Genomic DNA, 22979 nt, shown 5'->3' with positions numbered 1-22979 from the left:
TCCGCTCAGAGCAGCAGGCTTGCCAGCGCGGTCAGGCCCGGCCCCTGCAGGATGATGATGATGATGAGCACGACCATCGGCGAGAGATCGAGCGCGCCCAGATCCGGCATGATCCGGCGGATCGGCCGATAGAGCGGCTCGGTCAGCCGGTCGAGCGCGACCCAGATGCTGCGCACGATATCATTGCTGGTGTTGATCACGTTGAACGCGATCAGCCAGCTCAAGATTGCCTGAACGATGATGATCCACCAGGCGACATTCAGCAGGATCGCCAAGGTCTGGATAAGGGCAACGGCCATGGTTCGTCCTGTGGTGGAAGGTTGAGAAGAGTCTAGCCCAGCGGGCCTAGCGGCTGCAAGTTGCTTGAGGGCGGTGATTTTCTACCGCCATAGCCCCAGCGCGCCGCGCGTTACAGATGCACCAACGTGCCGGCGCCCTGGCGAGTGAACACCTCCAGCAGCATGACATGCGGAATGCGCCCATCCAGAATGACGGCCGCTTCCACGCCGCCTTCGACAGCCTTCACGCAGGTTTCCACCTTAGGAATCATGCCGCCGGAAATCGTGCCATCCTCGACCAGACCGCCGATCTTTGCTGGGGTCAGATCGCTCAGCAGATCCTTGTCCTTGTTCAGCACGCCCGCCACGTCGGTGAGCAGGAAGAAGCGCTTGGCGCCGAGTTCAGCGGCGATTGCGCCCGCCATGGTATCGGCGTTTACATTGTAGGTGTGCCCGTCGGCGCCAATGCCGACCGGCGCGACCACGGGGATGATGCCGTCGCGCGAGAGGCTGTCGAGAATGCGCCGGTCCACCTTCACGGGGTCACCGACGAAGCCCAGATCCACATTGCGCTCGATGCCGCTGTTCGGGTCCGGCTCGCGCTTGCCGCCGACCTTCTCGCACAGCACCAGACCGCCATCCTTGCCGGAAATGCCGACCGCGCGGCCACCTGCCTGGGCGATCCAGCCGACGATCTCCTTGTTGATCGATCCGGCGAGGACCATCTCGGCGATCTTCGCGGTTTCCTCATCGGTCACGCGCAGGCCGTTCACGAACTTGCTCTCGACGCCCAGTTTCTTGAGCATCGCGCCGATCTGCGGCCCGCCGCCATGGACGACCACAACATTGATGCCGACCATCTTCATCAGCACGACATCCTCGGCGAAATCGCGCGCGGCCTCCGGGTCGCCCATGGCATGGCCGCCATATTTCACGACGAACGTCTCGCCGGCATAGCGCTGCATATAGGGCAGCGCCTCGGTAAGGGTCTCGGCCTTGGCCAGCAGGGCGGGATCGGGTGCGTGATCGGTCATGCGCGGGCGCATAAGGCTTTGCGGCCCGCGCTGCAAGAAAGGAGGGGGTCTGGAATCCCTCACCTCGCCCTTCACCCTGAGTTTGTCGAAGGGCCGTGCTACTTCTTTCCCTCCATCAGGAAGACGAGCGAGGCTTCGACAAGCTCAGCCCGAACGGATACATTACCGGTCGAGCCGGCGCCCCAATGCCACGAACGCATAGATGACCGGCGGCACCAGCAACGCCGAGAGCAGAACCTTGGCGAGCATCTGCCCCACCAGCAGCGCCCCGATGGGAAAGACGCCGTAAAAGGCGATGGTGACGAACAGCAGCGTATCGACGATCTGCGAGAGCACGCTCGCCGTACCGGCGCGCAGCCACAGCAGCCGGCTCCCCGCCTGCCCCTTGAGCGCAGCGAAGATGGTGACGTTGAGGATCTGCGAAATACCGTAAGCGACGATGCCGCCCGCCCAGATGCGCGGCGTGCCGGACATGATCATGGCAAAGGCTGCCTGCCGCTCCGGCGCCATTTCGTGCGCGGCGGGTAGGGCCAGCACGACCACGGAGAGCAGGATCGAGACGATCAGCGGGACGAAGCCCAGCAACACCAGCCGGTTGGCAACGGCCCGGCCATGCAGTTCCGCCACTGCGCTCGAGACGACGACCAGCAGGAGGAAGGCGAAGATGCCGGCTTCCACCGCCAAGTCCCCCAAACCGAGCGCCGAGCCGATTGCGCCGAGCGGCCCGAGCGAAACCTGTTTGTTGCCGAGAACACCGGCGATGCACACCATGCCCCCATAGAAGACGGACAGGACGAACAGAGAGCGGGCGATGGGTGCCGACGAGGCCTGAGCGGGTGCGGTCATCCCCGTCGCTTAATGCCTTTGCAGCGAGGCGGGAAGAGACCCTGTGCGCGACATGCCACGCGCCGCCGTGCAACGACACCCGCCGCCGCGCAGCCGATTGCCGCGCTGCAGCGCGCCTGTATAAGCGATTCGCGCTGATGGCCCTTTGGCGGGCCATGCGAACAGGGGACAGCCGCCACTCCATGCCCATCCTCATCGGCCTCGTTGGCATCGTCGCGATTCTTGCCATCGCCGTGCTGCTCTCCGGCAACCGGCGCGCCATTCGCCTGCGCGTCGTCGCTGCCGCCTTCGCCTTGCAAGCCGGCATCGCCCTGCTGGTTCTCTATGTGCCCGCCGGCAAGGCCGCCATCGCCGCCATGTCGCATGGCGTCGGCAATCTGCTCGGCTATGCGCAGGCCGGTACGAACTTCATCTTCGGGCCGCTCGCCCGGCCGGAGGTCGGCGGCACCAGCTTTGCCATCGCCGCCCTGCCCGTCATCATCTTCTTCGCGAGCCTCGTCTCGATCCTTTACTATCTTGGCATCATGCAGTTCGTCATCCGCTGGGTCGGCGGTGCTATCCAGAAGGTGACCGGCATCTCCCGCGTGGAGAGCCTGTGCTGCGCAGCCAATGTGTTCGTCGGCCAGAGCGAAAGCCCGTTGGTCATCCGGCCCTACCTCGCCAGCCTCACACCGGCCCAGCTGTTCACCGTGATGACGAGCGGCATGGCTGGCGTCGCCGGCACGATCCTCGCCGCCTATGCCTCGATGGGCATCCAGATCGACTATCTGCTCGCCGCCGCCTTCATGGCCGCGCCGGGTGGCATCTTGATGGCCAAGATCATCATGCCGGATAATCCCGACGATGCCGAGATCGAGCCGGTCATCCTGCCCGATGCCACGCATGAGGAGGAGAAGCCCGCCAATCTCATCATGGCGGCCGCGCAAGGCGCGCAGACCGGCGTGAAGCTGGCCGTCGCGGTCGGCGCGATGGTGCTTGCCTTCGTGGCGCTGGTCGCGCTGGCCAATGGCCTGCTCGGCGGGGTCGGCAACTGGTTCGGCTATCCCGATCTCAGCTTCCAGATGCTGATCGGCAAGCTGTTCGCGCCGGTGATGCTGCTGCTCAACATTCCGTGGAACGAGGCGCAGGTCGCGGGCGGCCTGTTCGGCACCAAGGTCGTGCTCAACGAGTTCGTCGCCTTCATCGAGCTGGGGCAGGTGCAGGCCACGCTATCGCCCGCCACGGTGGCGATCACCACCTTCGCGCTGTGCGGCTTTGCCAATTTCTCGTCCATTGCCATCCAGATGGCGGTGACCGGCAGCCTTGCCCCCAATCAGCGGCCGATGATCGCCCGGCTCGGCATCAAGGCGCTGATCGCCGGTAGCCTCGCCAATCTGATGAGCGCGGCGCTGGCCGGGCTGATGCTGAGCCTCTGATCGAACAAGGGGAGATGTGCGGATGCTGAAGCTCATCATCGGCAACAAGGTCTATTCGAGCTGGTCGCTGCGCGGTTGGCTGGCCGCCAAGCAATCCGGCCTGCCGTTCGAGACGGTGCTGGTCCCGCTTTTTGACGCGGCGTGGGAAGCCCGCAAGGCGCAGCCGGATCTCGCAGTCTCCAATGGCAAGGTGCCGACGTTGTGGGATGGCGACATCGCTGTGTGGGATAGTCTTGCCATCATCGATTATCTCGATGCGCTCTCCGGCGGCGCTCGCTTTTGGCCGCAGGACAAGGCAGCGCTGGCGCTCGCCCGCTCGATGGCGGCGGAAATGCACTCCGGTTACCAGCCGCTGCGCCAGACCTGCGGCATGAACACCCGCCACATCCTCCCCCCGCGCAATCTCGGCCCCGATGTCGCCGCCAATGTGGCGCGCATCGTGGACGTGTGGGAACAGGCCCGCACGCGGTTCGGGGCAGAGGGCGAGTTTCTCTTCGGCCCCTTCGGCGCCGTGGACATCTTTTTCGCGCCGGTCGTCTCGCGCTTCGTCACCTATTCCATCGCCGTGCCGCCGGCAGCGCGCGCCTATATGGACGCCATCCTCGCCCACCCATGGATGCGCGAATGGCTGCACGATGCCGCGCGGGAAAGCTGGGTCATTCCGCGGCTGGAGCCAGCGGGCGGGGTTTAAGACCCACCACCTTGCCGTTCGTGTCGAGCGAAGTCGAGACACGTGAGTGCAGTGCGTAGTGTCTCGACTTCGCTCGACACGAACGGGAGGCTTGTGGAGTAAACTGATGCATGAGCCTGCAAGCGTGCCTGAGAACCAAAGCTCCTGGGAAGGCAGGAGCCGAGGGCGCCGCAGTCCGCATCCCGTTATCAAGGCAATCGCTCAGTCCCATAAGGCGTGCCATCGCGATGCTGATATCCGCCGGCCGTGAAGATCATGTCGATATCTGAATAGCGCCCGCCAGCATCGCGATCTCCCGCGCTCAGGCAGATGAAGGTGCAATTCGTATCGCTGCGATTGACGAGATGGTGGCCATTGGCGACGCCCGCGGCCCAGGCCACGCAATCGCCGGGGTGCAGGATGGTCTCGCCTTCGTCCTCGATCAGCACCGCCTGCCCGGATAGCATGATCAGAAACTCATCCTCGCCCAGATGCCAGTGCCGCTGCGAGGACCAGGCGCCCGGCTCCAGCACGACATGGCTGGCGCCCAGATGCGTCAGGCCGGCATGGCGCCCCAGCCGCCGGTGCCAGCGCCCGGCCACAGGCTCGTTGAACGGCGGCGGATAGCCCGTGCTGTTGCTCTGCTCCACCTGCTCGATCTCGATCTTGGGCATGTCGGCTCCTCCTGTGTTGCGCCCCTCCTCGCTACCGCAGGGGCCCCATCAACGCCAGAGGGAGCGCAGGGCGCGGACCTCGCTTCCCTTGGCGCGCAAGCTTGGCTAACGCAGGCGCCATGAGCAACGCCCCGTCCCTCACCGATCCTGTCGCGCTTGCCGAAGCGCTGATTGCCTGCCCGTCCGTCACACCGGCGAGCGGCGCGGTGTTCGATGTGCTGGAAGCGATGCTCACCCCGCTCGGCTTTACCGTCGAGCGCTTCATCGATGGCGAGCCGCCGCACGGGCCGGTGGAAAATCTGCTGGCGGTCCGCCGGACGGGCGATGGCCCGCATGTCGCCTTTGCCGGCCATCTGGACGTGGTGCCCCCCGGCGAAGGCTGGACGAGCGACGCCTTCCAGCCCGAGCGGCGCGGCGAGTTGCTCTACGGGCGCGGCGCTGTGGACATGAAGAGTTCCATCGCGGTGTTCGTCGCGGCCATCGCGCGGGCCGATGCCGAGGGCACCTCGCTGCCCGGCACGATCAGCCTGCTCATCACCGGCGATGAAGAGGGCGACGCCGTCTACGGCACGCGCGCGCTGATGCGCCACATGGCCGAGCGCGGCGTGACGCCCGATGTCTGCCTCGTGGGCGAGCCAACCTCGGTCCAGCGCCTTGGCGACATGATCAAGATCGGCCGGCGCGGCTCGGTGAACATGTGGATCAGCGTCGAGGGCGTGCAGGGCCATGTCGCCTATCCGCATCTGGCGAAAAACCCGATTTCGCCGCTGGTGCGCATTTTGTCCGCCATTGAGGCGATCGAACTGGATCAGGGCACCGACTGGTTCCAGCCGAGCAATATCGAAATTACCGACCTGCATGTCGGCAATCCGGCAACCAATGTCATTCCCGCAAAGGCCACGGCCCGTATCTCGATCCGCTTCAACGATTTGCATCGCGGTGAGGATCTCGTTGCCCGAATCCGCACCCTGGTGGAGGCCGAAGGCGGCACGCTGCGCGCCATGATCAGCGGCGAGTCGTTCCTCACCCAGCCGGGTCCGTTTTCCAGTCTGATCAGCGAGGCGATCGCCGCCGAAACCGGCCTCACACCGGAGCTGTCCACCAGCGGCGGCACCTCGGATGCCCGGTTCCTCTCGGCGCTTTGCCCGGTCGTGGAGTTCGGTCTGCTGAATGCGACGATGCACAAGCTGGATGAGGCGGTGTCGCTGGCCGACATCGAAAGCCTCACGCGCATCTACAAGCGGATCCTGAGCGCAGCCCCAACGCTCGGTTGACCCGGCGGCTCTAGGGCGAACCGCTCAGGCAACCTTGCGCCTCACCTGCTAAACCGCCGATCCCAAAACCAAAAGAAAACGCCGCCGGTCTCCCAACCGACGGCGTTTCCCAAATCTGTCGACTGATTGAAAATCAGGCGAAGGTGACGCTCGTGGCGCCAGCGCGGCGACGCATCACGCCACCGACCAGGCCGAGGCCGGCGATCATCATCGCCCAGGTGGCGGGCTCCGGAACCGGAACGGTCGCGAGATTGTCGATCTCGAACGAGTTGCGGCTCGATTCCAGCGTCAGGCCAACGATCTTCTCGTTACCCTCAGCGAAGATCTGGAACAGGCCATTGGTGTTCGCCAGGATCTGGTTGCCGTCGGCGTCATTGGTGAAGTTGCCGCCCGGCGTGATGACGAAGCTGGAGCCACCGTCCAGCAGAACGGTCAGCGTGTTGTAGGCGTCGATCGAACCCCAGTCGAACTCCACCGCGCTGGCAGCGCCGAAGTTGATCGTCGCGGAACCGTTGGCGAGAACCGACAGATAGGAAGACGAACCGAACGTCGCATAGGCCGGCGGCGCGCCGGTCGAGTTGGACGGCGGCGTGTTGATCTGGAAGTTCGAGCCGGTGATGCCAGCCGTCGTGTCGAACTGGTTGATCACATTGTAGCCTGCCGTCGGTGCGGACGTGCCGGGGAAGTACAGGAAGGTCACGGCCTGCGCCGGGGTAACCGCGGCAAGGCCGAGGGCGATCGCAGACGCCTTGGCAAAGAGGTTCATGTTCATGTTCAACTCCCACATAAGAGGGGCAATTGTTAATCGATTCTTAACCCTCCGTCCAATGGGATTTCGCAGAAACGCGGTAAATTTCTGTCTCATTTCGGAGCGCGAATATGAACGAGAACAAGTGGCGGTTTCCTGCCCGCCTGCTGGCGACATATCAGTGCGGACTCCCTCGTGCGCATAGCTATTCCAAGCCACGCGGCGCTGCCTAATTGCTGCGGCGCAAAATCACGTAGAGCGCGCCATCCCCACCATGGCGCGGGTGGGCCTGGCGCACACTGGCAATGCGGTGGGCATGTGCGCTCCTCGCCAGCCAGTCACCGATTTCCGCGCGAATCGCGCCACGTCGCCGGGTTTCGCCGGGCGCCGGGGCGGGCCGCGGCTTGCCGGTCACCACCAGCAGCACCCGCCAGCCCTGCGCGAGGGCATCGCCGATGGCCCGTTCCAGCCGGATATGCGCAGCGGCCAGATTGAGGCCGTGCAGATCGATCGCATGATCGGGAATAATCCGCCCGGAGCGAATGCGCTTCTCCCAGCTGCCGTCCAGCACGGGCACGGCGACGGGCGGCGGCGGGGATGGCGGCGGCGCCATAGGACGACTCGGTGGAATTCGGCCCTTCACCGGCTTGGGCGCATCCAGCGCCGCAGCAAAAGCCGCTGCCGAGACCGGCTCCACCGGTGGAAGCGGACGGACCCGCCGCAGGGGTGTCACCGTACGGGTCAGCTTGCCCCAGAGCGCGCGCTCATCGGGCGTGAGAACCCGCCGGGCCATGCTCAGCGGCCAGCGGTCAGGCGGGCATAGGTGCCGATCGGCAGCAGCAGCAGCGCGCTCCCACGGGCCGACATGCCACCGGCGATGCCGCGGGCACGCTCACCGGCACCCCAGAAGGTATCGAAGCGGTTGCTGCCCTTGATGGCGCCGCCGGTATCCTGTGCGATCCAGAGCCCGTTGGGCTCGGCCCGGTCGAGCGACAGCAGCACCGGCGCACCGAGCGGCACGAAGGTCGGATCGGCCGCGACGCTCACCTCCGCCGTCACCGGCACGCCCAGCGCACCCAGCGGCCCGGGACCGGTCAGCTCCTGGAAGAAGACGTAGCTTTTATTCTCGTTCATGATCGACTGGCCCTGCGCCGGATTGGCGCGCAGCCAGCTCATGATGTCCTGCATCGAGCCGATCTGGATCAGCCCCCGGTCCCGCATCAGCCGGCCGATGCCGGTATAATCGCGCCCATTCTGCCCGGCATAGCCGATGCGCATGATTCCGCCATCGGGCAGGCGCAACCGCCCGCTTCCCTGCACCTCGAGGAAGAACAACTCGACCGGATCGACGGCATAGGCCAGCTCCAGGCCACGCCCAGCCAGCACGCCGCCTGCCGTGATCGCCGCCCGGTCATCATAGGGCACGAAGCTGGAGCCCTGCACTTTACCCCTGATGCGCCGACCCTTGAGGCTCTCGCTGAACAGGCCGAGATCGACCTCGATCAGATCGTCCGGCTTGCGATAGATAGGCGTCTCGCAGCCCGTGGCGCGCGTGCGGCAGCCAGCGATTTCCGGTTCGTAATAGCCGGTCGCGAAGGCCTTGCCGTCACCGACCTGCACGGCTTCGAAATAGCGACGGAAGAATTCGCGCGCATTCGCCTCGCTCCAGCTTGCCGCCGCCGCGCAGGCCGTTTGCCAGTCGGCATTGCCGGTGAGGCCGCTCTGGTCGCGCCGACGCAGCAGCGAGGGGCAGGAGAGGCGGAAAGCCCGCAAGGCTTGCCCCATCCGCTCGGATGCGGCCGGCAGAACCGTGTCGATCGCTGGCCCCGGCGTCAGGCCGGCGGCCACGGCGGGCGCGAGCTCAGCCTGATCGGGCGCAGGAGTAGGCGCAGGGGTTGGGGTAAGCGGCGGCCGGGGTGTTGCCGGTTGCGGCGGCGTGGCGGGCGAAGAAGGCCGGGAGGGGACGGGTCGCTGACCAGGCCCACCCGGCGGGATCATGCTGCCGCACGCCGCCAGAGCCAGCGCGCTTGCCAGAGCGGAAAGCTGCTTGAAACGGGTCTGAAAGCGAGCCGGCACGGCGATCCGCCTGCGCGCCGCTCAGCCTTCGTCCGTCTCCACCAGTTCCCAATTGGGATCGCGGCTGGAGAGATTGCGGCTGAACGTCCAGGTTTCCGCCGTGGAGATGGCATCGTCCAGCGATCCGGCCACGACATGGCCGTCCCGGTCGCGCGTGACAGCGGACAGATCGGCTTCGAAGTGGATCGCGATGAACGCGGTGCCGCTTTCGACGCGCGCAGCGTCGATCCGCGCGTCCTCGATGCGGACGAGCTTGTTGTCCATGGTCAGCCCATCGGCCTCGCGCTGGTCGATGGCGGCGCTGAACGCGTCATACACATCGTCCGCGCAATAGGTGCGCAGCGTCTCGCGGTCGCCCTTCCAATAGGCTTCGAGGATCATGCCATAGGCCGCCTTGGCGCCACCCAGAAACTGCGCGACATCGAAGTTGCGGTCGGTCGCGATGATCGCGCGCAGACCGGGCTGGGCTGGCACTGCCACCGCATTGTCGGCCGCGCGCTGAGCGGGCGTGCGATTGTCGACCTGCCCGGAGGACGGCATGGGCGCGGCCTGACGATCGTCGGCCGGCGTGGGAAGCTGCCGCTGCTCATGACCCGTGCGCTTGCCGAGCACAGAGTAAAGCCGCAACGCCAGCAGTGCGAAGATCATGGCCAGCACGACGATGACGGTCACGAGGTCAACACCCTTCCTTCAAAATACAACCCGCAAGACATAGGCACGTTCGCGCAAAACTTCAAACGGACAACGCGCCAGATCGCCGGAACGATACCGACATTGGGTAAAAAAGCCGCCAACGCAGGCGCCCGGCCTCCCCACCCCGATTTTCGTCGGCCCCGCATGCGTTCCGCGCACCCGGGAAGCGCCACCCCATTGCCCCCGCCTTGCGTGCCTGCTAAGCGGCGCGCCCATGGACAAGGAGCGCGGTTTTGCCCGGCACGCTCGGTGTCCGGCGACTTTCCAGCTTCTAGGTCGCGGCGGTCCTGCGCCGGCGGCATGGCAGCGACCATCGAGGAACAGGATTCACGCATGACCGACACGACCGACACCGTCGCCAATGGCGCCGACACCCAGCCCCAGATCGGCCTGATCGCGCAATATGTGAAGGATCTCTCGTTCGAGAACCCGAACGCCCCGGCCGTCTATCAATGGCAGGAGCAGCCGCAGATCGACATCAACTTCAACATCAGCAACAACCAGATTGCCGATGATGTGTACGAAGTCGCGCTGAAGGTGAGTGCTAAGGCCGTCGCCGAGCAGGGCACCGCCTTCGCCGTCGAACTGGTGTTCGCCGGCCTCTTCGGCATCCGCAACGTGCCCGAGGACCAGATGCGCCCGTTCCTCTATGCCGAGGCGCCCCGCCTGCTCTTCCCCTTCGCCCGCCGCGTGCTGGCCGATGCCGTGCAGGATGGCGGCTTCCCGCCGCTCATGCTCGACCCCATCGATTTCGGCGCCCTGTACGTCCAGCAGCAGGCCCAGATCGAGGCCGCCGCGCAGGGCGAGCCCGCCGGCCACGCCTGATCATCATCCAGTCGGCATAGAGGAAGGGTCATGCCCATGCGCCTTGCCTTTCCTCGCCTGACTGCAGCCCTTCACCGCCCGGCCGCCCCCCAGCGCTGCCGGGCGGTGCCGTTTCGGTCGGCCCGGATATTGTCGACGCCGATACTGTCGGAACAGCCATGAGCCTGCTGCGCTCCACCGGCACCATCGGCGCCCTCACCCTGGTCAGCCGCGTCCTCGGCATGGTGCGGGACATGCTGATGGCGCGCTATGTCGGCGCCGGTTTCGCGTCGGACGCCTTCCTGATCGCCTGGCGCCTGCCCAACCTGTTCCGCGCGCTATTCGCCGAGGGCGCCTTCTCCGCCGCCTTCGTGCCGATGTTCAACCGCATCATGGGCAAGGAGGGCGCCGATGATCCGGAGGCCGGACGCGCGGCAGCGATTCGCTTTGCCGGTCAGGTGCTCTCGGTCCTCTTCCCCATCCTCGTCGCGCTCACCATCGTCATGATGCTTGCCGCCGGACCGGTCGTGTGGGCGATGACCGGCGGCTTCCCGGATGGTGGTCCTGAGAAGTTCGCGCTCGCGCGCCATCTCACCATCATTACCTTCCCCTATCTCGGGCTGATCTCGCTCACCTCGCTGCTCGGCGGCATTCTCAACAGCTTCAACCGCTTCTGGGTCAATGCCGCAGCGCCGTCCCTGCTCAACCTGTGCATGATCGGGGCGCTGCTGTTCTTCCGCGGCGACACGGAGATCGAGACGGCCGTCACTCAAGCGATTGCCGTCACGGTCTCCGGCGCGATGCAATTGCTCTGGCTGATCTGGTCCTGCCGCCGGATCGGCGTGGCCCTGAAGCTATCGGTCCCGCGCCTCTCGCCACAGGTGAAGGCGATGCTGCTGCTGATCGCGCCGGCCGCCATCGGCCAGGGCGCTATCCAAATCAACCTGCTCATTTCCACCTCGCTCGCAGCGCGCTTCCTGCCGCAGGGCTCGGTGAGCTGGATCTATTATGCCGACCGGCTGAACCAGCTGCCGCTCGGCCTGATCGGCATCGGCGTCGGCACGGCGATGCTGCCGCTCATCTCGCGCCAGATCGGCGCCGGCGACACCCGCGCCGCCAATGAGACGCAGAACCGCGCGCTGGAGCTGGCGCTGTTCCTCGCCTTGCCCGCCGCGATCGCCCTGTTCGTCTCGGCCGTGCCGATCATCCGCGGCGTCTTTCAGCATGGCGCCTTCACGGCGGAAGACACGCTCGGCGCGGCCGCCGTGCTCGCCGCCTTCGCACCGGGCGTCCCCGCCTATGTGCTCATCAAGGTGTTGACCCCCGGCTTCTACGCCCGCGCCGACACGAAAACGCCCGTGCGCATCGCCTTCATTGCCATGCTGGTCAATCTGGTCGGCAATCTCACGCTGATCTGGCGGTTCGGCGCCGCCGGCATCGCGGCTTCCACGGCCCTCTCGGCATGGGTGAACGTCGCGCTGCTCTACTGGACGCTCAGCCGCAAGGAGCATCTCACCCTCGACGCGCGCTTCCGCGCCAAGGCGCTGCGCATCGTCGCGGCCGGCGCGCTGATGGGCGCCGCACTTTGGGCGGGCAACCAGCTTCTCGACGCGCATATGGCCGCCGGCTTCTGGCGCCGCCTCATCGCGCTCGGCCTGCTCTGCGGCGGCGGCGGGCTGGTCTATGCCGTCGCCGCCATCGGCTTCGGCGCCTATCGCATCGCCGAACTGAAGGCGCAGTTGCGGCGCAGACCGCGCTGAGGCGCCCCCTCCCGATTGTTCGCCCGGCTTGACGCCACGCCTCACGGGCGACAGAGCGGGGCTCTTCTTATAAAGCAGGACTTTCCTCATGCGCGTGCTCTCCGGCATCCAGCCGACCGGTAATCTCCATCTGGGCAATTATCTTGGCGCGATCCGCAACTGGGTGCGGATGCAGGATGAGATGGATGCGGAGTCGCACTGCTTCTTCTTCCTGGCGGACATGCACTCGATCACCGTCCACGAGACGCGCGAGCAAAGGCTGGCCAATGTGCGGGACATGGCCGCCGCGCTGGTCGCGTGCGGCATCGACCCGGATCGCTCGGTGCTGTTCAATCAGGCGCGGGTGCCGGCTCATGCCGAGCTGTGCTGGTTGCTGAACGGCACGGCGCGGATCGGCTGGCTGAACCGCATGACCCAGTTCAAGGACAAGGCGGGCAAGAATCGCGAGGGCGCCAGCGTCGGCCTGTTCGTCTACCCGGTTCTGCAGGCCGCCGACGTGCTGCTGTATCAGGCCACCCACGTGCCCGTAGGCGAGGACCAGAAGCAGCATCTGGAGCTGACCCGCGACATTGCGGTCAAGTTCAACACCGATTTCGGCGTGGAGCTGTTCACCCTGCCCGATCCGATCATCCCCAAGGAGACGGCGCGGATCATGAGCCTGCGCGATGGCACGGCCAAGATGTCCAAATCCGACCCCAGCGACATGAGCCGGATCAACCTGACGGACGACAGCGACACCATCGTGCAGAAGGTGCGCAAGGCCAAGACGGACGCCGAGCCGCTGCCCGCCGAGGCGGCTGGTCTGGCCGGGCGGGCCGAGGCGCTCAATCTGATCGGCATCTACGCCACCCTTTCGGGCACCACGCCCGATGCGGTGTGCGCGCAGTTCGCCGGGCAGGGCTTTGGCGCCTTCAAGCCCGCGCTGGCCGATCTTCTGGTGGCACACCTCGCGCCGATCCGGGAGCGGTTCATTGCGCTGCAGGAAGACCATGCCGCGCTCGATGCCATATTGGAAAAGGGTGCGGCGGCGGCCGCAAAGGCAGCCGAGCCCACCCTGCGCGGCGCCTATGAGGCGATGGGACTGATGCGCTGAGCGGAAGGCCGCTGCGCCGTTTCGACACACGGCACGCCGATTGCAGGAACCGCATTCAACGCCAGTTCATTTGACCTAAGGTATCAAGGCGTACACTACGTCCTAGAGGGTGTATTCGCCCGAGAAACGGAACCGTCTTATGAACAGCAAGCGTCTCCTCGTCACTGCAGCGGCCTCGCTCCTTGCGCTTGGCCTCGCAGGCTGCGCCTCGCCCTTCAAGGCGGATGTGGCCCGCTTCCAGCAGCTTCCGCCCGCGCAGGGCCAGAGCTTCACGATCATGCCCGGCGAACAGGATCTCGCCGGCAGCCTCGAATTCCAGCATTATGCGGATCTGGTCGCCCAGCGTCTGGTCGATCAGGGCTATACCCGTGCGGCCGATCCGGCGAGCGCGCAGCTCGTCGTCGAGCTGGATTATGGGGTGGATCGCGGCACGCAGCGCGTCCGCTCGACCGGCTTTGCCCGCTCGCCCTTCTACGATCCCTTCTATTATCCCGGCTACTACCGTGGCTGGCGCGGCCGCTATGTGATGGGCTGGAACGATCCCTTCATGTGGGGACCGGGCTATACGGATATCGAGAGCTACATGGTCTACCAGAGCGATCTGCACATGCGGATCAACCGGGTCGGTGGCGAGCCGCTGTTCGAGGGCACCGCCCGCGCCCAGTCGCTCAGCAACAAGCTGACCTATCTGGTGCCGAACCTCATCGACGCGCTGTTCACGGGCTTCCCGGGGCAGAATGGCGAAGAGGTCCGGGTGACGGTCGCGCCCGAACCGAAGAAGTAAGTTTTCGGCAGATTATCGAACAGGCCGGTGTCCTCCCGATGGGCGCCGGCCTTTTTCTTGGGGCTCGTCAGGCGGGCGTATCGCTCCCGCTGGCGCCGAGCTTCTGCTTGCGGAACAGCGTGCGGTCGGCCTCGCCGAACGCGACCTTCCACATCAGCACGCAATAGACAGCCAACGTGAGCGGCAGGCCAACCACCAGCTCGATCCATTCGAGCCGGCGCGGGAGCAGCGTGAAGCCAAAGCCGACAAGTCCGGCCACGACACCGCAGAGCACAAGGCTCGACCGCCAGATCGGCAGGCGCATCCCCAGCAGCCCGCCGAGCAACCGGGATTTGGCGATGGCGCCGCAGCCGAGCGCAATCGCCAGCGCCAGCGCCGGCATCGCGGCGACATAACCATCCGCCAACTCATAACGCCGCGCCACGATGAGCAGGCCCACCGTCAGCATCGCCTGCAGGCCCACGGTGGCGAGCGAGAGATAAAGATTGCGCAGGCGAGCCAGATAGACCAGCGCCGCCTCGCTCACCACCGCCGGGCTCGCGAGCACTTCCGCCGCCAGCAGGCCGCCAAGCGCGGCGGCACCGATCACGAAGGTCGGCCCGACCAGCCCCATCACCGCCTCGCCCGGCATCGCCAGCGCCACGGCGACCCCAAGCTGCGCCGCGACGATCCAGAAGCCGACCTGGCTCACCTGGCGCCCGATCGCCTCATGATTGCCGAGCGCGATGTTGCGGGTGATGACCGGGCCGAGAATCGGCTCGAAGCTGGTCTTGAGCTTCTGCGGCAGGGAGGCGACCTGCTGCGCGACATAATAGATGCCGACGATCGCCGGGGACGCGAACAGGCCCAGAATGGCGAGATCGAGACGCCGCGTGCCCCATTCGATGGCGTCTGCACCGGCCAGCGGCAGATTGCGCATGGCCAGATGCCAGATCCGCCCCGGATGCGGTCGCCAGCCGCGCGGCAGGCCATAATGGCGCATCAGCGGCCAGAACGCCGCCAGCATCGCGGCCGCCATTGAGGCGACATAGGCCAGGATCAGCCCGTCGCGCGGCGAATAGAAATAGAGCGCCAGCGCCGCGATGCTGATTGTCCACGGCTCGACAATGGCGCGTGCCCGCACTGTCGCGGCGATGTTGTACTGATAGGCGCAGGCTGCCAGCGCCACCTCGGTCGTCGCAATGGCGATGACGATCAGCGGCAGCAGCCGGTCCAGCCCGTTGAGGCCGCTATTGGGGAACATCGCCTCAGGGAAGATGATGAGCAGGCCCGCTGCCACCGCGCTGACGAGGATGCACAGCCACATGGCATCGGCAACGACATGGGCCTGCGGGCGGCTGTCCTTCGCCAATTGCTCGGCCAGACCGCGCTTGAGGCCCATGGTCGCGAGTTGGGCGGCAAATTCGATGACCAGCACGGCATAAGCGAAGCGCCCGAGCGTCGCCGCGCCATAGAGCCGCCCGGCAATGAACAGGAAAGGAATGCGCGCCGCCAGCCGCAGCACAAAGCCCAGCACATTGGCTCTGCCGCCCCGCGCCAGCGCCGAGATGTCATCGCGTTCGGCCTGCTCGGCCTCCCCACGCGCTATGGTCATGCAAGGCGCTCCCCGGCGCGGGCCGTTGCGCCGCGCCAGCCAGCCATAGGCGTTGCGATCGATGTGCGCAAAGTCTCTTGGTCCCTCATTCCGCGCGTAACGGCCGAGCCAGCAGCGCGGCGATCACATCGTCAACGCGCGACGCGCCGGAAAGAAGCGCACAGACGGCTTCGGTCACGGGCATGTCGATGCCCTGTGCGCGCGCCGCTTCGTGCAGCACCGGTGCCGTCGAGGCGCCTTCGGCCACCGTATGGCGATGGGCCAGCAGTGCATCGGGGGATTGCCCCTGCCCCAGCCCATAGCCCAGCGCATAATTGCGGGACCGGGTCGAGGAACAGGTCAGCACCAGATCGCCCAAGCCCGACAGGCCGGCCATCGTCTCCGGCCGCCCGCCCCGCGCGAGGCCGAAGCGGGTCATTTCGGCAAAACCGCGCGCAATCAGGGCCGCACGGGCATTCTGCCCCAGTCCCGCGCCCTCGACCACGCCGCAGGCAATGGCGAGGACATTCTTGACCGCGCCGCCGATCTCGGCACCGACCACATCGTCGGAGACATAGGGCCGGAAGGTCGGTCGCGCGATCACATCGGCCAGCAGCCGCGCCAGCGCTTCTTCCTCAGCAGCGAGCGTGACAGCCGTCGGCAGGCCGGCGGCGACCTCATGCGCGAAGGTCGGGCCCGAGAGCACCGCCACCGGCGAGCCGGGCATCACCTCGCGGGCGACTTCATGCATCAGCAAGTGCGACCCGGCCTCGATTCCTTTCGAGCAGAGAATCAGCGACTGGCCCTGCGGCGCGAACTGGGAGAGGACGGCGCGCATTGATTGGGAGGGCGTCACCACCAGCAACGCCCCGGCGCCGGCGAGATCGCCCGGCGCCTGCGTCGCCCGAATGCGCGGCGAGAGGGGCTGGCCGGGCAGATAGGTCTCATTCTGGCGGCGCGTGTTGATGGCGTCCACCACCGCGCCATTGCGCGCCCAGAGCAGCACGTCGCTGCCCCCTTCCGCCAGCACCTGCGCCAGCGCCGTGCCCCAGGCACCACCACCGAGCACGCCGATTGGCCCTGCCGCGTTCATGCCTTCACCCCCGCGCCGCGCACCGTCTCGGCGCTCGGGTCCAGCGGCCAGCGCGGCCGCGCCGCCACGGCGAGATCATCCACCAGGCCGAGCGCGAACCGCTCCGCCCCAGCCCAGCCGATCATCGCGGCATTGTCCGTGCACAGCCAGAGCGGCGGGGCGACGAATCGCAATTCGTGCTGAGCGGCTAGCCCCTCCAGTGCGCCGCGCACACCCGCATTGGCAGCGACACCGCCGGCCACGACCAGCGCCGTCGGCCGGTCCGTCATGGCATTCAGAGCGCGCTTGGTGCGGTCGACCAGACAATCGATCACTGCCTGCTGGAAGCTCGCCGCGATGTCGGCATCCGCCCACCGCCCGCTCTCGACTGCGCGCATCACCGCGCTCTTGAGGCCGGCGAAGGAGAAATGCGGCTCGCCGCTGCCCACCAGCGGGCGCGGCAGCGGCACCGCGCGCGGATCGCCTTGCGCCGCCAGCGCCTCCACCTTCGGCCCGCCGGGGATGCCGAGGCCGAGCAGCTTGGCGGTCTTGTCGAATGCCTCGCCCGCGGCATCGTCGATGGTCGTGGCAAGCCGGCGATAATCGCCAACGCCGCGCACTTCGAGCAACTGGCAATGCCCGCCCGAGACCAGCAGCAGCAGATAGGGGAATTCCAGCGATGGATCGGCCAGACGCGGCGAGAGCGCGTGGCCCTCCAGATGATTAACGGCAATCAGCGGCTTGCCTGCCGCATGGGCCAGCGCCTTGCCGGTGACGAGGCCGACCATCACCCCGCCGATCAGCCCCGGCCCTGCGGTCGCGGCAATGGCATCGACATCGGCGAGGCTGAGCTTGGCATCGGCCAACGCCGCTTCCACCAGCGGAATCAGCGCCTCGACATGCGCGCGCGCCGCGATTTCCGGCACCACACCGCCATAGGGACCGTGCGCGGCTTCCTGCCCCGCGAGACGGTGGGCAAGGATTGTGCGATCGCTGGCGACCAGCGCAGCCGCCGTTTCGTCGCAGCTTGATTCCAGACCGAGGATGATGGGCATGGCACTTTCCTCTAGAGACGTGCGCGCGCAGGGTCTATCGGCATTCGCCATCATGCCCGAGCAGTTTCCCTCGCCCACCGCCCCGCTGCGCCTCGGCACACGCGGCTCCCCCCTTGCCCTGGCCCAGGCAGAAATGACGCTGGCCGCGCTTGCGCTCGCCCACGGCCTGCCCCGCGAGGCGCTGGAGATCGTTGTCGTCACCACCAGTGGCGACCGCATTCAGGACCGCGCGCTGGCCGAACTGGGGGGCAAGGCACTGTGGACCAAGGAACTCGACCGCGCGCTGCTGGCGGGCGAGATCGACTGCGCCGTGCATTCGATGAAGGATGTGGAAACGATCCGCCCGGAGAGCATCCACATCGCCGCCATGCTGCCCCGCGCGGCAGTGGAGGACCGGCTGCTCGGCGCGCCGAGCATCGATGCCCTGCCGCAGGGCGCCCTCATCGGCACCGCCTCGCCCCGCCGCGCCGCCCAGCTGCGGGCGCTCCGGCCAGACCTGCGCACGACGCTGCTGCGCGGCAATGTCGCGCGGCGCCTCGCCAGCGTGGAGGCCGGCGAGATCGATGCGACGCTGCTCGCGGCGGCGGGCCTCAACCGGCTGGGCATGGAAGATGTCGGTGCCACCGTCCCCGCCGAGGTGATGCTGCCCGCCGTCGCGCAGGGCGCGGTCGGCATCGAATGCCGCACCGATGACGAGCGGATGCGCCGCCTGCTCGCCGCGATCAGCGATGCGCCGACGCAAACCTGTGTTCTGGCCGAACGCGCGCTGCTGCTCGCACTAGGCGGCAGTTGCCACTCGCCCATCGGCGCGCTGGCGCAGCTGGCCGGCGCCGGCGTGCATCTGCGCGGGCAGATTCTGCTGGAGGACGGCAGCGAGCAGGTCTCCGGCGAGATCATGTTGCCCACAGGCGATACAGCCGGCGCCGCCGCGCTGGCAGCGCAATTGCTCGAGGGCGCCTCCCCGGCCCTGCGGAGCCTGTTCACGCCGTGAACCGCCCCTATCTCATCCTGCGCCCACAGCCGGGCAATGATGCGTCCGCCGCCAAGGCAACCGCACTCGGCCTAGAGGTGGTGCAGTTGCCCTTCTTCGAGGTGGTACCGGTCCAGGAAGAACCGCTCCCGCGAGGCCCGTTCGACGCCCTGCTCGTCACCAGCGCCAATGGCGCACGCTACGGCGGTGACGCGCTGGCGCGCTTCCCGGACCTGCCGGTGTATGTGGTGGGCGACGCCAGCGCGGACGCCGTGCGCGAGGCTGGCCACCCCAATGTCATCATCGGCGGCGGCGATGCGGCCTCCACCGTCCCCATGATCGTCGGGGCCGGCCACCGGCGCATTCTGCATGTGTGCGGGGAAGAGACGCGTCCCTTCAACCCGCTCGATCTCAGCATCACGCGCCATATCTGCTACCGCACCGAGGCGCGGGACATGCGGCGCCACACCAAGATGCTGGTGACCATGCCCCCCTCCGTCATCGCCGTGCATTCGCCCGCTGCCGGGCGCCGCCTCAACGCGCTGATGCCGCCTGCCTGCCGCAACCATTTCCTCATCGCGATCAGCCAGGCCGCGGCAGACGCCACCGGATCGGGCTGGCGCCGGGTGAGCGTCGCGCAGGAGCCGAACGATAGCGCCTTGCTGCGCCTCGCAACCTCGCTATGTATAGGCGCCTCTTGAGGGATCGGGCAGAACAGATGGACGGCAACGCACCGGAAAACGGTGTCGGTGAGATGACGGACCGAGCGCAACCGCCGCGCCGGAGCCGATTGCGGCTGATCGTCGCCTGCTCGCTGATCGCCTTCCTGCTCGGTCTCGGTGCGATGGCCTGGATCATGACCAATTGGGATCGGCTGTCCTTCGGCCCCGGCGGCGATCCGGCGGCACTCACAGACGATATGAACGCAGCCCAGAACGGCGCCGAGAGCGGGGCGAATGGGCAGGCGCCGGATGCCACGCGGTCGCGCGGTCTCTCCGACGTCACCGAACGCCCCGAAGATCGCGTGCTAACGCTTGAGGAGCGCCTCAACCGCATCTCGCTTGCTGCCATTGCGGCCTCTGGCCATGCCAACCGGGCCGAGGCGATGATGATCGCCTTTGCCGCCCGGCGCGCGCTCGATGCGGGCCAGCCGCTCGGCTATATCGAGGGCCAGCTCCGGCTACTGTTCGGCGATGCGCAGCCCAAGGCCGTCGCCACCATCGTCAACGCCGCAGCGCAGCCGGTGACGCTCACCACGCTGCGCCAGGGGCTGGAGCAGGTCCGCAGCACCGCGCAGCGCGGTGACCCGAATCAGGGCTGGTGGTCGGCAGCGATGCGGGAGTTGCGGGGTCTGGCCGTGATCCGCCACGTCGGCGATCCCTCCCCCGAGCTGGACGAGCGCATCACGCGCGCACGCATGTTCACCGAATCCGGACAGATGGAAGCCGCCATCGATGAAATCGCGGCGCTCCCGGCCCAGCCGGAGGCCGAGCTGTGGCTGGAGCAAGCCCGCCGCTACAAGGAAGCCCGGCGCGCGCTCGATGTCATCGAAGCCGCCGCTATTCTGGAGCCGCGCGCCGCGCCCATCGTAGCGCCCGCCCCGCTGCCCACCGAGACTGAAGCAAGTCCGCAGCCCTGACCGCGCAGTGCTTCGTTAAGCCAGAAAGATTGTCGCGAGATCGGCGGGCACCCGCGCCAGCCGGCCCGTCTCCTTGTCGATCATCGCCCAGGTCGTCCGCGCATTCACCTTGGGCGCGCCATCGGCTCCGGTGAAGGCGATCAGCCGATCGAACCGGGCGCCGCGCGGCGGCTCCTCGATCCAGGTCCGCGCGAGCACCGTCTCACCTTCGGTCACATTGCCGCGATAATCGATCTCATGCCGCGTCACGACCCACACATAGCGGGCCTGCGCGTCGGGCGGCGCCAGCGATTCCCAATGGGCGGTGGCAAGCTGTTCCATCCACCGCACCCAGACGGCGTTGTTCACATGGCCCATGATGTCGATGTCTTCCGGGCCGGCCGTGAAGTGCTGCTCGAATGCCTTACCCATGGCCGCCCGCGCCCTGCCCGGCTTCTTCCATGCCAAGCTGCCACAGGATGAAGGCAAATTCCTCTGCTGTTTCCCGGAGCGATTCCCAGCGGCCGGACTTGCCGCCATGGCCGGCTTCCATATTGGTCTTGAGCAACAGCACATTGTCGTCGGTCTTGAGCTCGCGCAGCTTCGCGACCCATTTTGCCGGCTCCCAATAAGTCACGCGCGGATCGTTGAGGCCCGCCGTCACCAGCATCGGGGGATAGGCCTGCGCCTTCACATTGTCGTAGGGCGAATAGCTGGCGATCAGGTCGTAGGCGGCGGCATCCTCGATGGGGTTGCCCCATTCCGGCCACTCGCCCGGCGTCAGCGGCAGCGTCTCATCGAGCATCGTGTTGAGCACATCGACGAACGGCACATGCGCGACCACGGCGCCCCACAGATCGGGATCGGAATTGACGATGGCACCCATGAGTTCGCCGCCAGCCGAGCCACCTGACGTCGCGATCTTGCCCGCCGAGGTGTAGCCAAGGGCGATCAGCCCCTTCGCCACATCGACGAAATCGTTGAACGTGTTGGTGCGCTTCTCCAGCTTGCCGTCCTTGTACCATTGCTGGCCAAGGTCATCGCCGCCGCGGATATGCGCGATAGCGAAGGCGAAACCGCGGTCGACAAGGCTGAGCCGCGTGGTGCCGAAGCCCGGCTCTATGGCTATGCCATAAGCACCATAGCCATAAAGGTAGAGCGGCCGGGAGCCATCGAGCAGATAATCGCGCCGGTGCAGCACGGAGACGGGGATCGGCGTGCCGTCCCGTGCAGTGATCGTGAGGCGCTGCGTGGCGTACAGCGCCGGATCGAAGCCGGACGGAATCTCCCGCACCTTGAGGGTTTCGCGATGTCCGTCGGCCAGGCGATAGTCGAAGATCGTCTCTGGCGTGACCATCGATTCATAGCTCAGCCGCAACGTATCGACATCATATTCGGGATTGTCGTCCAGCCCGGCGACATAGCTCGCCTCGGGGAAATCGAGGCGCTTGGGCGTGTTGGTGGCGTAATCGCGGATCTCGACCTGATCGAGGCCATTCTCGCGTCCTTCGGTCACGTAGAAGCGTTTGAACAGGCTGAAATCGGTCAGGTAAAATGCGTCCGACGCAGGCAGAACCTCTTCCCACTGGTCCGGCGTCTCGATGCGCGCGCGGGCCAAGCGGAAATTGGGGTGGGTGTCGTTGGCGCGGATATAGAGCCAGCCCTCATGCTCATCCACGTCATATTCGCGTTCGGGCACGCGGGCGGAAACGAGGATCGGCGCGGCGGTCGGGTCGCCGGCCGGGACCAGCCGCACCTCGCTCGTCACATGATCGCCGGTGGCGATGACGATCCAGTTTTCCGCGCAGGTGAGGCCCACAGAGACACGGAATCCCTCGTCCGCCTCGTGATACAGCATGACATCCTGCGCCATGTCGCTGCCGAGGCGGTGCAGCATCGCGCGATCCGTGCGCCACTGGGCATTGGCCGGGGCATAGATGAGCGCGCGATCGTCGCGGGTCCAGACCAGCGCCGAGAGCACGTCCGGAATGACATCCGGCAGCATCTCGCCGGTTTCCAGATTGCGGATGCGCACCGTGTAGCGCTCCGACCCATTGTCATCGATGGCATAGGCCAGCAGGCGGTCGTCATTGGAAATCGCCACGCTACCGAGCCGGAAATAATCCTTCCCCGCTGCCAGCGCCGGCTCATCGACGATCAGTTCGTCCGCCGATCCATCCACTGCCGCGCCGACTTTGCGGCGCCAGTGGCGGCGATATTGCTCGCCCGCCTCGAAGGTACTCCAATAGACATAGGCGCCATCCTTCTGCGGAACGGAGCCGTCCTCCTCCTTGATGCGGCCCTTCATCTCCGCGAACAGCGCATCGACCTGGCTCTTGCGCGCCGCCATATGCGCCTGGAAGTAAGTGTTCTCGGCCGTCAGATAGTCGAGCACGTCGCGATCCGTCACCTCGGGATAACCGGGATCGCGCAGCCAGGCCCAGGGGTCGTCCAGCGTGCGATTGTGGTGGACGGAGCGGTGGGGGCGTTGCGCCGCGCGGGGCGGCTGGAGCGTATCGGTCATCCCCGCCAGATAGGCGCT

23 protein-coding genes are annotated in these 22979 nt (G+C 66.7%); 10 read left to right on the top strand and 13 right to left on the bottom strand.

Annotated features, from left to right (window positions below):
- Positions 1–5 precede the first annotated feature (5 nt).
- The 3 genes from M2341_RS03490 to M2341_RS03480 form a co-directional block, all read right to left on the bottom strand.
- Entirely contained in the window at positions 6–299 is a 294-nt protein-coding gene (locus M2341_RS03490; RefSeq protein ID WP_181558670.1) for a YggT family protein, read from the bottom strand.
- A 110-nt stretch (positions 300–409) separates the two neighbouring features.
- Entirely contained in the window at positions 410–1324 is a 915-nt protein-coding gene (argB, locus tag M2341_RS03485; protein WP_181558669.1) for an acetylglutamate kinase, read from the bottom strand.
- Positions 1325–1474: 150 nt separating this feature from the next.
- Entirely contained in the window at positions 1475–2158 is a 684-nt protein-coding gene (locus tag M2341_RS03480; protein WP_264578132.1) for a queuosine precursor transporter, read from the bottom strand.
- A 182-nt stretch (positions 2159–2340) separates the two neighbouring features.
- On the opposite strand from M2341_RS03480, the gene M2341_RS03475 reads away from it, so the two are divergent.
- Entirely contained in the window at positions 2341–3573 is a 1233-nt protein-coding gene (locus tag M2341_RS03475) for a NupC/NupG family nucleoside CNT transporter (RefSeq protein ID WP_181558667.1), read from the top strand.
- Positions 3574–3595: 22 nt separating this feature from the next.
- Positions 3596–4264 carry a glutathione S-transferase family protein gene (locus tag M2341_RS03470; RefSeq protein ID WP_264584240.1) on the top strand — a complete coding sequence of 223 codons (669 nt, stop codon included), beginning with the start codon at positions 3596–3598 and terminating at the stop codon, positions 4262–4264.
- 188 nt (positions 4265–4452) lie between these two features.
- Here the strand turns inward: M2341_RS03470 and M2341_RS03465 are convergent, their stop codons facing one another.
- Complete coding sequence (locus tag M2341_RS03465) at positions 4453–4917, bottom strand: cupin domain-containing protein (RefSeq protein ID WP_264571984.1); 465 nt, start codon at positions 4915–4917, stop codon at positions 4453–4455.
- Positions 4918–5036: 119 nt separating this feature from the next.
- Between M2341_RS03465 and dapE the strand changes: the two genes are divergently transcribed.
- Entirely contained in the window at positions 5037–6191 is a 1155-nt protein-coding gene (gene dapE, locus M2341_RS03460) for a succinyl-diaminopimelate desuccinylase (RefSeq protein WP_264584239.1), read from the top strand.
- Between the two features lie 133 nt (positions 6192–6324).
- Here the strand turns inward: dapE and M2341_RS03455 are convergent, their stop codons facing one another.
- The 4 genes from M2341_RS03455 to M2341_RS03440 form a co-directional block, all read right to left on the bottom strand.
- Positions 6325–6963: a PEPxxWA-CTERM sorting domain-containing protein gene (locus M2341_RS03455; RefSeq protein ID WP_264571982.1), complete on the bottom strand. Its 639-nt coding sequence runs from the start codon at positions 6961–6963 to the stop codon at positions 6325–6327.
- 205 nt (positions 6964–7168) lie between these two features.
- A complete protein-coding gene (locus M2341_RS03450; protein ID WP_264584238.1) occupies positions 7169–7732 on the bottom strand; it encodes a Smr/MutS family protein in 564 nt (187 codons plus the stop codon).
- A 2-nt stretch (positions 7733–7734) separates the two neighbouring features.
- On the bottom strand, positions 7735–8937 hold the full coding sequence (locus tag M2341_RS03445) for a murein transglycosylase A (RefSeq protein ID WP_264585979.1): 1203 nt from the start codon (positions 8935–8937) through the stop codon (positions 7735–7737).
- A gap of 99 nt (positions 8938–9036) precedes the next feature.
- Positions 9037–9687 carry a Tim44/TimA family putative adaptor protein gene (locus M2341_RS03440; RefSeq protein ID WP_264584237.1) on the bottom strand — a complete coding sequence of 217 codons (651 nt, stop codon included), beginning with the start codon at positions 9685–9687 and terminating at the stop codon, positions 9037–9039.
- 354 nt (positions 9688–10041) lie between these two features.
- Here M2341_RS03440 and secB point away from each other — a divergent pair, with 354 nt between their 5' ends.
- The 4 genes from secB (at position 10042) to M2341_RS03420 (ending at position 14149) form a co-directional block, all read left to right on the top strand.
- Positions 10042–10533, top strand: a complete 492-nt coding sequence (gene secB / locus M2341_RS03435) for a protein-export chaperone SecB (RefSeq protein WP_181558661.1) — start codon at positions 10042–10044, stop codon at positions 10531–10533.
- A gap of 158 nt (positions 10534–10691) precedes the next feature.
- Positions 10692–12272 (top strand): murein biosynthesis integral membrane protein MurJ, encoded by a 1581-nt coding sequence (gene murJ / locus M2341_RS03430; RefSeq protein ID WP_264584236.1) that lies wholly within the window; start codon positions 10692–10694, stop codon positions 12270–12272.
- A gap of 88 nt (positions 12273–12360) precedes the next feature.
- Complete coding sequence (gene trpS, locus M2341_RS03425; protein ID WP_264584235.1) at positions 12361–13365, top strand: tryptophan--tRNA ligase; 1005 nt, start codon at positions 12361–12363, stop codon at positions 13363–13365.
- Positions 13366–13504: 139 nt separating this feature from the next.
- Entirely contained in the window at positions 13505–14149 is a 645-nt protein-coding gene (locus M2341_RS03420; RefSeq protein WP_181558658.1) for a DUF4136 domain-containing protein, read from the top strand.
- A 67-nt stretch (positions 14150–14216) separates the two neighbouring features.
- On the opposite strand, the gene M2341_RS03415 is transcribed toward M2341_RS03420, so the two are convergent.
- The 3 genes from M2341_RS03415 to tsaD all read right to left on the bottom strand — a co-directional run bounded on the left by M2341_RS03415 (position 14217) and on the right by tsaD (position 17849).
- Complete coding sequence (locus M2341_RS03415) at positions 14217–15743, bottom strand: lipopolysaccharide biosynthesis protein (RefSeq protein ID WP_264584234.1); 1527 nt, start codon at positions 15741–15743, stop codon at positions 14217–14219.
- A gap of 85 nt (positions 15744–15828) precedes the next feature.
- Positions 15829–16815 (bottom strand): NAD(P)H-dependent glycerol-3-phosphate dehydrogenase, encoded by a 987-nt coding sequence (locus tag M2341_RS03410; protein ID WP_264584233.1) that lies wholly within the window; start codon positions 16813–16815, stop codon positions 15829–15831.
- Entirely contained in the window at positions 16812–17849 is a 1038-nt protein-coding gene (gene tsaD, locus M2341_RS03405; protein ID WP_264584232.1) for a tRNA (adenosine(37)-N6)-threonylcarbamoyltransferase complex transferase subunit TsaD, read from the bottom strand. The genes M2341_RS03410 and tsaD overlap by 4 nt, the downstream gene beginning before the upstream one ends.
- A 52-nt stretch (positions 17850–17901) precedes the next feature.
- Between tsaD and hemC the strand changes: the two genes are divergently transcribed.
- Genes hemC through M2341_RS03390 form a run of 3 tightly spaced genes read left to right on the top strand, consistent with a single transcriptional unit; the run spans position 17902 to position 20458 of the window.
- Positions 17902–18840, top strand: coding sequence for a hydroxymethylbilane synthase (gene hemC, locus M2341_RS03400; protein ID WP_264585978.1), 939 nt, complete (start codon positions 17902–17904; stop codon positions 18838–18840).
- Positions 18837–19520 (top strand): uroporphyrinogen-III synthase, encoded by a 684-nt coding sequence (locus tag M2341_RS03395; RefSeq protein WP_264584231.1) that lies wholly within the window; start codon positions 18837–18839, stop codon positions 19518–19520. The genes hemC and M2341_RS03395 overlap by 4 nt, the downstream gene beginning before the upstream one ends.
- Before the next feature lie 17 nt (positions 19521–19537).
- Positions 19538–20458 carry a hypothetical protein gene (locus tag M2341_RS03390; protein ID WP_264584230.1) on the top strand — a complete coding sequence of 307 codons (921 nt, stop codon included), beginning with the start codon at positions 19538–19540 and terminating at the stop codon, positions 20456–20458.
- Between the two features lie 15 nt (positions 20459–20473).
- Here the strand turns inward: M2341_RS03390 and M2341_RS03385 are convergent, their stop codons facing one another.
- A complete protein-coding gene (locus M2341_RS03385; protein WP_264584229.1) occupies positions 20474–20869 on the bottom strand; it encodes an acyl-CoA thioesterase in 396 nt (131 codons plus the stop codon).
- Positions 20862–22961 carry a S9 family peptidase gene (locus M2341_RS03380; protein WP_264584228.1) on the bottom strand — a complete coding sequence of 700 codons (2100 nt, stop codon included), beginning with the start codon at positions 22959–22961 and terminating at the stop codon, positions 20862–20864. The genes M2341_RS03385 and M2341_RS03380 overlap by 8 nt, the downstream gene beginning before the upstream one ends.
- Positions 22962–22979: the final 18 nt, after the last annotated feature.

Source organism: Sphingobium sp. B7D2B (genome assembly GCF_025961895.1).
GTDB lineage: Bacteria > Pseudomonadota > Alphaproteobacteria > Sphingomonadales > Sphingomonadaceae > Sphingobium.
Note: the sequence above shows the minus strand (reverse complement) of the source record. Positions and strands in the feature narration are given on the sequence as shown.